Raw genomic sequence first — 13474 nt, forward strand, 5'->3', positions numbered from 1 at the left:
AATGAATGCATCGACGCAGCCCCGCGAAGCCGCGACGCCATCGCGTGCCAGCACCGCGTTTCCGTTCGCCGCGCTGATCGGTCAGGAGCCGCTGCAGCAGGCGCTGCTGCTGGCGGCAATCGATCCGGGGCTGGGCGGTGTGCTGGTCAGCGGCCCTCGTGGCACGGCGAAATCCACGACCGCACGCGCGCTCGCCGAACTGCTGCCCGAAGGGCAACTGGTGACCTTGCCGCTCGGCGCGAGTGAAGAGCGTCTGATTGGCACACTGGATATCGAAACGGTGTTGCGTGACGGGTCGGTGAAGTTTTCACCGGGATTGCTGGCGAAAGCGCATCGTGGTGTGCTGTATGTCGACGAGATCAACCTGCTGCCGGATGCGCTCGTCGATGCGCTACTGGACGCGGCGGCGAGCGGTGTCAACACCGTCGAACGCGATGGCATTTCGCACAGCCATGACGCGAGCTTCGTGCTGGTCGGCACGATGAATCCCGAAGAAGGCGAGTTGAGGCCGCAACTGATCGACCGTTTCGGCTTGATGGTGGAACTGCAAAACTGTTTCGATCCACAGATCCGTCAGCGGATCGTCAAGGCGCGGCTCGCGTTCGATTCAGATCCACAGGCGTTCCGCGCCGCGTATGCCGCGCAGCAGGCCGCCTACGTGCGGCGCATTCACGCGGCACGCGAACGCTTGCCGCGTCTCGTATTCGACGATGCGCTTCACGATCACGTCAGCAAGGTGTGTATCGAGGCCGCCGTGGACGGACTGCGCGCGGACCTGGTGATGCTGCGCGCGGCGCGCGCGCTTGCCGCGCTGGAGGACGACGCGGCAATCACGACCGGTCATGTCGATCGCGTTGCTGACGCCGTGTTGCTGCATCGCCGCCATCCGCGCGATGCGCATACCGCGCCGCAAACGCCGCAAACGCCGGAGCGTCAGCCGGCTCCGCCTGCGGATCCGGCAGCGTCGCAACAGGCGTCTGTGCCGCCTGACCACGAGAAAGGTCGAGGTCAGGGGCAGGGCGATTGGGGCTATCTGGAGCCGGAACCGACAGGAACCACGACGGTAAAAGGCGTCATCCCGTTACCAGCAAAAAAAAGCTGAGCCATCGACAGAGCGCCGCCGCTGGATTCCCCAGCGCTGTTCGATGGCCGCAGGCAGCAGGCGCAGGCAGGCGTGGCGCCATGCAACGCACGCAACGCACACGCATCGACTGGACGGCCACGCTCGCCGCCAAACGGCGCGAGCGCCTCGCGCCGGAACACCTGCGCTTCGTGCATGAAGCAGCCACGGGCAGCGTGTTGCACTGCTTCGTACTCGATTGTTCCGGATCGATGTTGAGCGGTCAGCAACTGGCGCTGGCCAAGGGCCTGCTCGTCGCGATGTTCGATCAGGCTGGCAAGGCTCGCGCGGAGGCGGCGCTCGTGTGTTTCGGTGGCGTACGCGCCGATGTGCGCTTTGGGCCGTCGGTGCCGCGCTGGTGGAATGAGCGCTGGCTGCGTCCGGTGGGTGGCGGGGGCGGCACGCCGCTCGCACTCGGCGTACGCCGTGCGGCGCAGTTGCTCGAACGTGCGGCGCGCAGGAGACCGGGGCAGCAGCGCTGGCTGTGGATGCTGACCGACGGGCGCAGCGGCAGCATGCCGGCGCGGCCCGCGATTGCCGATCAGATCGTTGTGGTCGATTTCGAGCGCGGGGCGCTCAGGCTCGGCCGGAGCGAACGGTTGGCGCGGGCGTGGGATGCAGCGTGGTGCACCCCTGAAGACCTGCTCGCGTAGCCGCTCGACTGACCGGTTCAAACCGATTCAGACTAATGAGGACCGCTGGTTCAGCGGGTCATGTTGGTCCAGATGTACGCGTCATCCTGGCGATCGAACACGAACGCCTTGAGCGCGGTTTGCTGCCCCGGTTCCAGCACATCGAATTCCAGGCCGTGCATCGTCAACCCCTTTTCCATCTCGTCGGCTTGCAGGTTGCGGATAACCGCACGCGTTTCGATCAACGTTTCGACGTCCCCAGACTTGACCCAGAACGACAGGCGCAGGCGCTCGCCCACACGGCCCAGCGTTTTCGAAGCGGCAAGCGACAGGCCCAGCGCGCTGATGCCGTTGGCAATCCCGAGACCGTCGTAGAGGTCATTCGCCTCGCTGCCGTAGCGGACCGCGAGGTGGGCCCGCACGCGGATCGAGCGACGTTCACGCAGCCGCCGGATGGCACCGGGCGGCGACAGGACCACGTAGTTGAATGGATAGGTGCACAGGGCCTCGACGGTGCATGTAAAGCGGTACACGGCCTGGCTGGCGATCGCAACGATATCGACGTTTTCATTCACGGCGAGCGGTACCGGCCGGCCGTCCTGAAGCGGCGGCGTCACGAAGAGCGTCTGATTGGGCGCGAAGCCGATCACGCGGCTCGGATGCATCGGCCGGCCCATGCCGATCTGCGAGCGCATGCCGAGCAGCGCGCCGATGGTGAGATGCATGTCGGCGAGGCAGGTCGGCTGCGGCAACTCGGTTGTGGCAGCCAGAGACGCTCCGCTCCTCGCCGCTTCATCGATATCCCGGCGCCGCGGCTTGAAATGCTGGAAAAGGAAATCACGGTCCCCTTCGGTTGAGACAAGCGCATCCTTTTCCAGCAGGACGGTGCCGTCATGATCGGTGACAGCCCACGCAAGCGGTGTGCCTACGGGCAGATCTTCCCGGGCGAGAGCGGCGCTGGGCGTTGCCGCGACAGGCTCTTCTACGATGCTGGAAGACATGGACGGACGACCTCTTTTTTGGTTCATACCGGTCGTATACGGCCGCGCCGGAATAAAACTTTAGTGAGATTTCTAAAAGAATTGCACGAGGTCGATATTTATTCGATTGGCATTAAATGCGCAACCGTTTGCGCAGACTTTACGAAGCCGATAACAACTTCAGTTAAATCCTTGTGATCACTTATACCAGCGCGGTGTATAAGTCCATTCACGATTGCCATGGAGCGAATAAGAGCGTGTCAGGGAAGAGCCGACTATAACCATGGTCCGCATATCGACGCTCTCCGCCCGCAGTTCGCCGAGCGTCGTGTGAGTGAGGGCTGCGCCGGGCCTGCCGATATCCCTTCCGAGCACGACTCTCGTCGATGCCGAGCGAAATTCGCGGATGATATCCAGCGCCTTGTCGAGTTGCCACGGCCGCGCGCGCGAAACTGGATTATAGAAAGCCATCGCGAGATCGGCTTCGGCGGCGTGTCTCAAGCGCTTTTCGATAATGCCCCACGGCTTGAGATTATCGGAGAGCGAGAGCATGCAGAAATCGTGGCCGAGCGGGGCACCCGCTTGAGCGGCAGTGGCCATGGCCGCAGACACGCCCGGCTGAATATCGAGTTCGACGGCCGCCCATTGGGCGTTATTCGAGGTTTCGAGCGCTTCGAGGACGGCGGCGGCCATCGCAAAGACGCCAGGATCGCCGGACGACACCACCGCCACCGTTCGTCCGATGCTCGCAAGTTCAAAAGCGTGCCGTGCGCGCTGCATCTCCTCGCGGTTGTCCGTGCCGTGCACCTGCTGGTCGGCCCGGAACGGTCCGGCCATCTTCACGTAGGTTTCGTAGCCGAGAATGTCGGTCGCGGCGCTTAGCGCCGAGCGTACCGCCGGCGTCATCAGGCTGGCGTCGCCAGGACCGAGGCCCACGACGGTCAGCCGTCCGCGTGCGTGGCCAACCGAGGCCGGATCGACCGGCGCGCGCGTCAGCGCCAGCGCCACGTCTGTTTCGCCGTGCAGCGCTTCATAGGGCATGCGCATCGCTGTTTCGAGCAGCCGCTCAGGTTCCGCATCGCTTGCCGCGACAGAGGAGAAGCGCAGCGGGACACCCAGAACAATGGCGGCGTCGGCCAGCGCCGCGTTGCTCATGTGTTCAACCGGCGCGAGCAGCGCGGCCAGCGAAAGCGGCGCGAGCCGATGTGCGTCGAGCGCCAGCCGAACACGTTCGACGATGCTTCCGTCGACAACACCGGTCGCCGCCACAACGGTCTTCGGATGAATCAAAAGCTCGTCCGTGCGGCCGTCCCACGCGGCGGGGGTGATCCGTATCGCCAGACGGGCCGAATCCGAACGCGGCAACTGCGCATCGTCGAGCCACGGTGCGTCGCCTTCCACGCGGGTGCTTTCGCCGCCCAGCAGATCCGATACGAAGCGCTTGCCTTGTTCGAGACTCGAGAGCGCGTAGCCATCGGGCGGATTGAGGACGCAGGTGCCGAAACGCAATTCCCCACTGGTCGTGATGGCTGGTGTAACGTCCAGCGCTTCCGCGATTTCGCGTGCCATGACATTGACGCCAGCAAGGCCGCCGAGCAGCGGCACAACCGCGCTGCCGTCTTCGGCAACGGCGAGCACAGGCGGCTCGGCGCCCTTGTTCGACAGCAGCGGTGCGATGCAGCGGATCACGATGCCCGCCGCACACAGGACAACGAGCGGCGTGCCGCGCGCATACAGTTCACGCAGATGCACACTGAGTTCCGCGTAGGCGATGTCGGCTTCCACGCGCCCCTGCAAACCGTGCACCTGAGCGCCCGGATAACACGCCTGGATGCGACGCGCCGTGTCTAGCGCGCCTGTGCCGAGAATTACGATGGCCGGTGCGGGCACGTTCATCATCCTTGCCATTTTTCCCCCGGCACCACGAGCAGCGAAAAATACGGCGACGCCATCGGATCTACTTCGGCAAGCGGCACGATCCGCTGGTTTGTCATCGTGGCGCGTTCGACGTAAAGCGCGCGCCCGTCCAGCCCGAGTTCGCATAGCACGCGGCGCACCTTGTCGAAGTTTCGGCCGAGCTTCATCACGACGGCGGCGTCCGAGTCGGCGAGCCGCCGCTTCAGTTCATCTTCCGGCAACACGCCGGACAGCACCGAAAGGCTCTGGTTGCGATAGACGAGCGGCGACCCGAGCACGGCCGCGCCGCCGAGCATCGAACACACGCCGGGCACCACTTCGGCTTCGAAACGGGCAGCGAGACGGTCGTGCAGATACATGTACGAGCCGTAAAAGAATGGGTCGCCTTCGCAGATCACCGCGACGTCGCGGCCGGCGTCGAGATGGGCGGCGACGAATTCAGCGGCGGTGTCGTAGAAGTCGGCGATCACCGTTTCATAGGACAGCGGCGGTTCGAGTGCTTCGGTCGTGACGGGGTAGATGAGAGGCAGACGCGTTTGCGCATCGTCCAGATGCGCTTCGATGATGCCGAACGCGTTACCCTTTTTTCCTTTCGCCGCAAAGTAGGCGACGACCGGCGCGGCCTTGAGCAGGCGCACCGCTTTCAGCGTAATCAGTTCCGGGTCGCCGGGGCCGACGCCGAGTCCGAAGAGACGTCCTCGTACCGTCATTTACTCCACCTCCGTCGCGAGTGCGTTGACCGCGGCAGCCGCCATCGCGCTGCCGCCGCGCCGGCCCGCGACGATCACGAAAGGGACGCCGCGACTCTCTTCAGCCAGCATCGCCTTCGATTCCTGCGCGCCGACGAAACCCACCGGAAAGCCAAGAATCAGCGCCGGGCGCGGTGCGCCGGCATCGAGCATGTCGAGCAGATGGAACAGCGCCGTGGGCGCATTGCCGATCACGACCACGCTGCCGGCGAGGTGCGGGCGCCACAGTTCGAGCGCGGCGGCGGAGCGCGTGTTGCCGATTTCGCGCGCCTTCGCGGGCACCGACGCATCGCCCAGCGTACAGATAACCGGATTGTCGGCCGGCAGACGCGCACGCGTGATCCCTTCAGCGACCATGCGCGCATCGCAGAGAATCGGCGCGCCGCGCGCGAGTGCCTCGCGGCCCGCTGTGCCGGCTCCGCGCGAAAACCGCAGGTCGTCGACGACGTCGACCATGCCGCACGCGTGGATGACGCGCACCGCGAGCTTTTCGAGGTCGGCGGGAATCCGGCTCAGGTTGGCCTCCGCGCGGATCGTCGCGAAAGATTGGCGATAGATCTCCTGACCGTCGCGAATGTAATCAAGCATCGAGGGGGCTCCGGGCCAACCGCTCCAGAGAGTCGGCGGCCTGTTCGATTGTCAGATGGTGCGCGATGCACTGCCCGAATCCGGGTGTGCCATCGCGACGATAAAGGTCGTAGCGTCCTGGCGCGACTGCGAGCAGCGTATAGGGTGCGCAATGGGCCGCCGCGCATGAACGCGGGCAGCCGCTCAGGTGCACTTCGACACGCTCGGGCAGCCGCGCGGCGAGCAGGCGTGCGTCGGCTTTTGTGTCGGCGTTGCCCTTCGCGCAGCCGGTCGAACCGGCACAGGCGATGACGCGTGTGAGCGGATCGGCTGGTTCGCAGGCGAGTCCTAATGACGCGAGTCGTTCAAGCGCGCCCGGCACGGCATGAGGCTCGATGTCCGGTAACAGCACACCTTGCCAGGGCGTCATGCGAAGTGTTCCATTGCCGGCTTCGGAAGCAAGCCCAGCAAGGCCATGGAGCATCGACGAGTCCAGACGCCCCAGCGGCGGCTGTCCGCCCACATGCCACAAACCGTTTGCAATTTGCTGATGTGCGCCGAGTCGAAATGACGCGTCAGCAGGAGCGCGATGCCACGTCTCTACGGATTGCTCGCGCAACAGGGTGAAATTGACTCGCCGCTTCACGCGTTCCAGAATGGTGTCCGAAGAATGTGTCGCGAGCAGGTTGCGCATGCGGGTGTCGTCGGGGGAAGCCAGCTCCAGGAACGTGTCCAGCAGCGCGCAGACAAGCTCTGGCACTTCGGATGGCTCGACCGCGGCAAGCGCTGGAGGAGGTGCGGCGTCACTTCCGGCAACAGGCGGGCAGCCCGCCAGACCGAATGCGAAGCGCACGCGAGCGCCATCGGGCATCGCGGCAAGCCAGATATCGTGGGGATGATCGAGCATCGCGAGCCGCTCGCCGCCGTCGAGCAGCAGTGCAAATTTTGGGGACAGCGCGGCGAAACGCGGCGTGCCTTGCAGCAGCGCGAGAATGTGCGCCGCAAGCGGCGTCGTGTCGATCAACGCGTGGGGGTCTCGTCCCGCGAGCGGGCTTGTCATCAGGTTGCGGATGTCGTCGCGGGCGCTGGCGCTCATGCTATCCATGGCCTCTGCGCCGCCGCGCGGCCCGAGCCCCGCTTCCAGCAGGTGTTCGATCAGCGCCGTTTCGTGGCCTGCCCGTACGCCGCGTATCTGCAGGTTCGAGCGATTGGTCGCCTCGATCACCCCGGATGCGTGTTGCCGCGCGGCGTCCGCGATCGCGAGTGCCTCTGGCGCACGCAGTTCTCCGCACGGCAGTTTGATCCTGCAGATACCGCCGTCGCGCGCCGGCACGATGCGCAACAGGCCGGGACAGGCCGAGGGGCGCAGCGTAGCGGGCAATACGGCGGGAGACGAAGTGTGATTCAAGGGGGCACCGGGTTAGCGTCGCGCGACGGCCCGAGCAACCCGCGAAAGGGGCAATGCTGCGGCATCGGTACACCCCGCCCGATGTTGGCTGGCACGAACAGTCTCGCCGGCAGGTCTCCTGGCTGGCAGGTCGTCGTCTGCACCGGCCTTCCCGGTCGAACCAGTGGCGCGGGTAAAGTGCGGACTCGCTGCATACAGTTGCGGGGGCAGCCACAGTGGCACTGTGTTCCCTCTTCGGCCCCGAAGGGCACCGGCGAACGCTGTATTATGCCTTTTTTCGAACAATGCAAGTACGCTGCGGCCTTGGTTGGCGCGCCGCAGCAGAGATATCGGGATTCAGAATGGAGAGGGATGCATGCCGGCATGGCTGACCGTGGTGGGGATGGGCGATGACGGTTTTGCCGGTCTGGGACGGACGGCGCGACGCGCACTGCTCGATGCGTCCGTGGTCTACGGCGGCGAGCGCCATCTTGCGATGCTGCCCGCGCGTCTGCGCGCCCGGCGCGAGCCCTGGCCGCGGCCGTTCGACGTGGCGTCCGTGCTGGCGCATCGTCACGCGGCCGGCTCGATCTGCGTGCTGGCAAGCGGCGACCCGATGCTGTTTGGCGTCGGCGCGACGCTCGCGCGCCAGTTGCCCGCCGACGAGCTGCGTGTGCTGCCCGCGCCGTCGTCGTTGTCGCTTGCGGCCGCGCGTCTTGGCTGGCCGTTGCAGGACGTCGCGACGGTGTCGCTGGTCGGCCGGCCGCTGGCGAGCGTGAATACGCATCTGCACGACGGGACGCGCCTTTTCGTCCTGAGCAGCGACGGCGGCACGCCCGCTGCGATCGCGGCGCAACTCAGCGCACGCGGCTTCGGCCCCAGCCGGATGATCGTGCTGGAGCATCTGGGCGGCGCGGCGGAGCGGCGCATCGACGGTCGCGCCGAGGCGTGGAGCGCCGACAGTATCGCCGCATTGAACCTGATCGCCATCGAATGCCGTGCGGCGGACGATGCCCGCGTGCTGCCGCTGACCAGCGGGCTTCCCGACGATGCCTGGATGCACGACGGCCAGCTGACCAAGCGCGACATCCGCGCGATCACGCTCGCGCGTCTTGCGCCGAGCCCAAACGAGTTGCTGTGGGACGTGGGCGCGGGTTGCGGCTCCATCGGCATCGAATGGATGCGCGCGCATCCATCCTGCCGGGCGCTTGCCATCGAGGCCCATCCCGAACGTCAGCGCTTTATCGAACACAATCGCGATGCGCTGGGGGTGCCGGCGTTGCAGATCGTCGCTGGCCGGGCGCCCGACGCGCTCGACGGGCTCGCTGCGCCCGATGCGATCTTTATCGGTGGCGGCGTGACGGTACCCGGCGTGCTCGACACATGCTGGGAGCGGCTGAAAAGCGGCGGCCGGCTGGTCGCCAATGCCGTGACGTTGCAGGGCGAAGCGGCGCTGGTTGCGTGGCGCGACAGCCATGGCGGCACGTTGACGCGCATCGCGCTTGCGCAGGCGCAACCACTCGGCGGCTTCGATACATGGCGCCAGGCGTTGCCGATTACCCTGCTCGAATCCCGCAAGCCGTGATGCGTGACGAAACCCCCGAACAGCCCGCGCCACTGCGCAGCGGCTATACGACCGGCAGCTGCGCGACGGCGACGTCGCTCGCCGCTGCGCGGCTGCTGCTGACAGGCGTCGCAAGCGACGTGGCCGAAATCGTCCTGCCGAAGGGCCAGCATGTGCCGATGCCGCTCGTGTTTTGCCGCCTGACCGGCGACGGCGCGGAAGCGGGCACGATCAAGGACGCAGGCGACGATCCCGACGTCACGCATGGCGCCGTGGTGTTCGCCCGCGTGCGCCTGCGCGCGGAGCCAGGCGTGAGTTTTCATGCGGGCCCCGGCGTCGGCACGGTCACGCGCGCCGGGCTGACGCTGGCCGTCGGCGAACCCGCGATCAACCCCGTGCCGCGTCAGATGATGACGACGCACCTCACCGAGCTTGCCACCGAACAGGGCTATGCGGGCGGATTCGAAGTGACGGTCGGCGTCGAAGGCGGCGAGGCGCTCGCGCTGAAGACAATGAACCCGAGGCTTGGCATCGTCGGCGGGCTGTCGATTCTGGGGACGACGGGCATCGTCCGGCCGTTTTCGTGCTCGGCGTATATCGCGTCGATTCATCAGGGCATCGATGTCGCGCGGGCCAACGGCTACATGCATATCGCCGCGTGCACAGGAAATGCAAGCGAAGAGGCGATGCGCAAGCATTACCAGTTGCCCGATATCGCCCTGATCGAGATGGGCGATTTTGTCGGCGCTGTGCTCAAGCATGTGCGTCGCGCGCCCGTCGAGCGCCTGAGCGTGTGCGGAGGTTTCGGCAAGCTCAGCAAGCTCGCCGCGGGGCATCTCGATCTGCATAGCCGCAACTCGAGTATCGATCTCGCTCAACTCGCGGCGTGGGCTGCGGAGCACGGCGCGCACGACTCGTTGCAGGACGCGATCCGTGCGTCGAACACCAGCCAGCAGGCGATGGCGATCGCGCGCGCTGCGGGCATCCCGCTCGGCGATATCGTGTGCGGCCACGCGTTGCGGGTGGCACGAGATATCGTGCCGGCGAGCGTGAAGGTCGAGATGTTCACCATCGACCGGCAGGGCAACATCACGGGCGTCGCGCAATGACACGCATCCTGTTGCTCGGCGGCACCGGCGATGCGCTGCAGATCGCACGGCAACTCGGTCCCAAACACGTCTATAGTCTTGCCGGTCTCGGCAAGGTGCCGGCGGATCTGGCTTGCACGGTGCGTGTCGGTGGCTTTGGCGGACGCGAGGGGCTGGCTGATTACCTGCGGGCGGAGGGCATCGGACTGCTGGTCGATGCAACCCATCCGTATGCCGCGCAGATCAGTGCCAATGCCGCGGCTGCGTGCGCGGCGGCTGGCATTCCGTGCTGGGGCATGCGGCGCTCACCCTGGCAGCCGCAGGCGGACGACGACTGGCGCGTGGTCGACGACTGGGCTGGCATTGTCGCCGCACTTGCTTCGTTCCATCGACCGCTTTTCACGCTCGGGCGCGAGGCGCTTGCTCATCTCGACGAGGTGCCCGTCCATCAGTTCTGGATCGTGCGCTGTCTCGACGCGCATGCGGGTACCGCACGCGTCCGCGTGATGGATGCCCGCGGGCCGTTTACCGTCGATGGCGAACGCAGGCTCTTCGACGAGCATCGGATCGACGTGGTGGTCAGCAAGAACAGCGGCGGCAAGGCGACCGAAGCCAAACTGGAGGTGGCGCGCGCGCTCGGTTTGCCGGTCGTGATGCTGCGTCGTCCGACACTGGCGGCGGTGGATCGCGAGTTCGACGGCCCGGCTGATCTGCTCGGCGCGTTGCGAATTGAGCTTCCCTAAAGCACTGAACACACTCAAAACGCGTGCAGATCATCATGCAATTCACGCGGATCGAATCACGGAGTCGTACATGACGGTATTTTTCATCGGCGCAGGGCCGGGCGATCCTGAACTGATCACGGTCAAGGGGCAGCGACTTGTGCGCAGTTGCCCGGTCATCCTGTATGCCGGGTCGCTGGTTCCTGAAGCCGTGCTCGAAGGCAATAGCGCGGAGCGCGTCGTGAATACGGCTGAACTGAATCTCGACGAAATCGTCGCACTGCTCGAAGAGGCGCATGAGAAAGGACAGGACGTCGCGCGCGTGCATTCGGGCGATCCCTCGCTGTACGGCGCAATCGGCGAGCAGATTCGCCGGCTGAAGGAATTGAACATTCCATACGAAATCGTGCCGGGCGTGACGGCGACGGCTGCGTGCGCGGCCTCGCTCGGATGCGAACTGACGTTGCCGGACGTCTCGCAGACACTGATCCTGACGCGCTACGCGAGCAAGACGACGATGCCGGAAGGCGAGTCGCTCGGCGACCTCGCGCGGCATCGCGCCACGATGGCAATTCATCTGGGCGTAAGACATCTGGCCAGAATCGTCGATGAACTGCTCCCGCACTACGGCGCGGATTGTCCCGTTGCGGTCGTCTATCGGGCGAGTTGGCCCGACGAGGAACGCGTGAGCGGGACCTTGGCCGACATCTGTGAAAAGGTGCGGGGCACGCAGATCGAGCGCACGGCGCTGATACTCGTCGGGAGAGTGCTGGACGCCGATGCGTTCAGCGATTCCTCACTGTATGCGAAGACTCATCGACAGGCTGTCTGACGGAATGGCGGCGTTGGTCCGCGTGGGTCGATCCGTTGCGGCGCCCTGATCCGCTTCAAGCGAAAGCAGGGAAGCCGCGACGAACGATACTTGCGGGAAGGCCTAGTGCAGATGGGCGTGTGAAGCTTTTGCTGCCGCTCGCGGCTGGGTTACGGCGCTGACGGCAATGAACACGATCACGTTCACAGCAAGCGCCAGAAACCCGATGTTCACGTCCTTGAAGCCATCGGACAGGAACGGGAACAGTTGCCCCACGCTCAGGTGCATCGTGCTTGTCAAGGCGACAACCGCCACACCCGCCAGAATCCCGCAGAACGCACCCTGTTTCGTCGCCCGGTTGCGCTTGAAGAGACTGCACAGCAGGGCAGGGAACAGTTGCGTGACAAAGCTGTATCCCATCAGCAGCAGCGCGACGATCGTCTCCCCTCCGTTGAGCGTGAAGGTGACCGCAACCAGTGCGACCACCGGAACCAGCAGACGCGCGAGCCTGCCCACCGTGGCGTCGGAGGCCTTCTTCTGCAACGCGCCGCGGTAGACGTCATTCGCCAGAAGCGTGGAAGCGCTCGTGAGAATCATCGAGCCCGGCACGAGCGCCGTAAGCACGCCCGCCGCGCCGATCACGCCGACGAGCCACGGGTCGAACGTCAGGATGGACAGGCGGAACAGCGACAGGTCGATATCGCCGCCTTTCAGACCCGGCACCCTGAGCGTTGCCGCAAAACCGACGAAAAACACAAACAGCAGGATCAACTGATAAAGCGGCAGCACCATCGCGTTGCGCCGGAAGATCCGCTCGTCGCGTGCCGTGAAGATCGAGCCGAACGTGTGCGGCCACATGAAGAAGCCGAGCGCGGTCAGGAGCACCGTCGACTGGAACCACGAGACGCTCGAACCCTTGGCCGGGAAGGTCAGGAAGCCGGGACGGGCGGCGTCGATGGCGCGGAACATGTCGCTCAGGCCGCCGTAGTGATGAATCGGCAGATAGATGCCGAGGAACAGCACGATCGCAAGAATCAGCACATCCTTGACCACCGAGTTCCAGGCCGATCCGCGCACGCCTGAAACCATCACGTACGCAGTGACGACAGCCGCCCCGATCCAGATCGCCGCGGTCGACGAAATCACGCCATACGAAGCAGTCGCGACGATGATGCCGAGCCCCTTCAGTTGCAGCACGAGATACGGGATCAGCGCGGCGACACCGACGAGCGCGACCAGCACGCCCAGCGCGGGACTATCGTATTTGCGGGAGAAGAAGTGCGACTGGGAAACAAGCCGTTGCGCCTTGGCGTAGCGCCAGATCGGCGGCAGCATCCAGTACGACAGGATGTACGCGAGCGTCCCGTAGGCCAGAATGTAATAGACCGGCGCACCTTTGCCGTAAGCGAAACCGCTGCCGCCGAGAAACGTGAACGTCGTGTAGATTTCGCCCGCCATCAGCAGGAACACGAACGCAGTGCCGAAGCTGCGGCCGCCGACGGTCCATTGCTCGAGGTTCATGTCGTGCCCGCGCCGGGCACGCACGCCAAGGAACAGTGCGAACGCCGTCACGGCCGCAATCAGGATGAGTGCGCTGCTCATGAGTGCACCTCGGCTTCGTCGACGGGTTCGCGGTTGGCTGGGTCGAAGGCATAAATGATCGCCATGATCGCAGCGCCGAGCACGACCCACATCACAATCCAGGCGAGGACGAGCGGCATGCCGAGCACGAGCGGCTCGACGCGGTTGACGAAGGGAACACCAAGCAGGATACCAATGAAGGGTAAGGCAGCCAGCAAACGCAAAGGCATGGACGACTCCTCGAATGCGGTTGGTACGTCTCGTGGTTCTTTTCCGGAGAGCGACGCCGTGATGAACGCGTGCTATCGCGGCGACTTTATGCCTGATACATCCCGTCCGTAAAGGCGATCAAAAAT

The 13474-nt window shown here is 65.2% G+C and carries 13 protein-coding genes and 1 riboswitch; of the genes, 6 read left to right on the plus strand and 7 right to left on the minus strand.

Annotated features, from left to right (window positions below):
* Position 1: 1 nt before the first annotated feature.
* Both P3T23_RS14955 and P3T23_RS14960 read left to right on the plus strand, forming a co-directional pair.
* Complete coding sequence (locus tag P3T23_RS14955) at positions 2–1102, plus strand: ATP-binding protein (protein ID WP_429316939.1); 1101 nt, start codon at positions 2–4, stop codon at positions 1100–1102.
* An 80-nt stretch (positions 1103–1182) separates the two neighbouring features.
* Positions 1183–1773 carry a vWA domain-containing protein gene (locus P3T23_RS14960; RefSeq protein WP_429316940.1) on the plus strand — a complete coding sequence of 197 codons (591 nt, stop codon included), beginning with the start codon at positions 1183–1185 and terminating at the stop codon, positions 1771–1773.
* A 50-nt stretch (positions 1774–1823) separates the two neighbouring features.
* Here the strand turns inward: P3T23_RS14960 and P3T23_RS14965 are convergent, their stop codons facing one another.
* The 5 genes from P3T23_RS14965 to cobG all read right to left on the minus strand — a co-directional run bounded on the left by P3T23_RS14965 (position 1824) and on the right by cobG (position 7373).
* Complete coding sequence (locus tag P3T23_RS14965; RefSeq protein ID WP_429316941.1) at positions 1824–2753, minus strand: flagellar brake protein; 930 nt, start codon at positions 2751–2753, stop codon at positions 1824–1826.
* A 177-nt stretch (positions 2754–2930) separates the two neighbouring features.
* Positions 2931–4640 carry a precorrin-3B C(17)-methyltransferase gene (gene cobJ / locus P3T23_RS14970; protein WP_429316942.1) on the minus strand — a complete coding sequence of 570 codons (1710 nt, stop codon included), beginning with the start codon at positions 4638–4640 and terminating at the stop codon, positions 2931–2933.
* Positions 4628–5359 carry a precorrin-2 C(20)-methyltransferase gene (locus P3T23_RS14975; RefSeq protein WP_429316943.1) on the minus strand — a complete coding sequence of 244 codons (732 nt, stop codon included), beginning with the start codon at positions 5357–5359 and terminating at the stop codon, positions 4628–4630. Before P3T23_RS14975 ends, cobJ begins: the two co-directional genes overlap by 13 nt.
* A complete protein-coding gene (locus P3T23_RS14980; protein ID WP_429316944.1) occupies positions 5360–5986 on the minus strand; it encodes a precorrin-8X methylmutase in 627 nt (208 codons plus the stop codon).
* Positions 5979–7373: a precorrin-3B synthase gene (gene cobG / locus P3T23_RS14985; RefSeq protein WP_429316945.1), complete on the minus strand. Its 1395-nt coding sequence runs from the start codon at positions 7371–7373 to the stop codon at positions 5979–5981. Before cobG ends, P3T23_RS14980 begins: the two co-directional genes overlap by 8 nt.
* A gap of 91 nt (positions 7374–7464) precedes the next feature.
* A riboswitch (cobalamin riboswitch) is annotated at positions 7465–7643 on the minus strand.
* A gap of 85 nt (positions 7644–7728) precedes the next feature.
* On the opposite strand from cobG, the gene cbiE reads away from it, so the two are divergent.
* The 4 genes from cbiE to cobM all read left to right on the plus strand — a co-directional run bounded on the left by cbiE (position 7729) and on the right by cobM (position 11558).
* Complete coding sequence (gene cbiE / locus P3T23_RS14990; RefSeq protein WP_429316946.1) at positions 7729–8937, plus strand: precorrin-6y C5,15-methyltransferase (decarboxylating) subunit CbiE; 1209 nt, start codon at positions 7729–7731, stop codon at positions 8935–8937.
* Positions 8937–10025: a cobalt-precorrin-5B (C(1))-methyltransferase gene (locus P3T23_RS14995; protein ID WP_429316947.1), complete on the plus strand. Its 1089-nt coding sequence runs from the start codon at positions 8937–8939 to the stop codon at positions 10023–10025. Before cbiE ends, P3T23_RS14995 begins: the two co-directional genes overlap by 1 nt.
* Complete coding sequence (locus tag P3T23_RS15000) at positions 10022–10747, plus strand: cobalt-precorrin-6A reductase (protein WP_429316948.1); 726 nt, start codon at positions 10022–10024, stop codon at positions 10745–10747. The genes P3T23_RS14995 and P3T23_RS15000 overlap by 4 nt, the downstream gene beginning before the upstream one ends.
* A gap of 70 nt (positions 10748–10817) precedes the next feature.
* Positions 10818–11558 carry a precorrin-4 C(11)-methyltransferase gene (gene cobM, locus P3T23_RS15005; protein ID WP_429316949.1) on the plus strand — a complete coding sequence of 247 codons (741 nt, stop codon included), beginning with the start codon at positions 10818–10820 and terminating at the stop codon, positions 11556–11558.
* Positions 11559–11660: 102 nt separating this feature from the next.
* Here the strand turns inward: cobM and P3T23_RS15010 are convergent, their stop codons facing one another.
* On the minus strand, positions 11661–13139 hold the full coding sequence (locus tag P3T23_RS15010) for a sodium:solute symporter family protein (RefSeq protein ID WP_429316950.1): 1479 nt from the start codon (positions 13137–13139) through the stop codon (positions 11661–11663).
* A complete protein-coding gene (locus P3T23_RS15015) occupies positions 13136–13348 on the minus strand; it encodes a DUF3311 domain-containing protein (protein WP_429316951.1) in 213 nt (70 codons plus the stop codon). Before P3T23_RS15015 ends, P3T23_RS15010 begins: the two co-directional genes overlap by 4 nt.
* Positions 13349–13474 lie beyond the last annotated feature (126 nt).

Origin of the sequence: Paraburkholderia sp. GAS448 (assembly GCF_050435685.1) — a bacterium.
Lineage (GTDB): Bacteria > Pseudomonadota > Gammaproteobacteria > Burkholderiales > Burkholderiaceae > Paraburkholderia.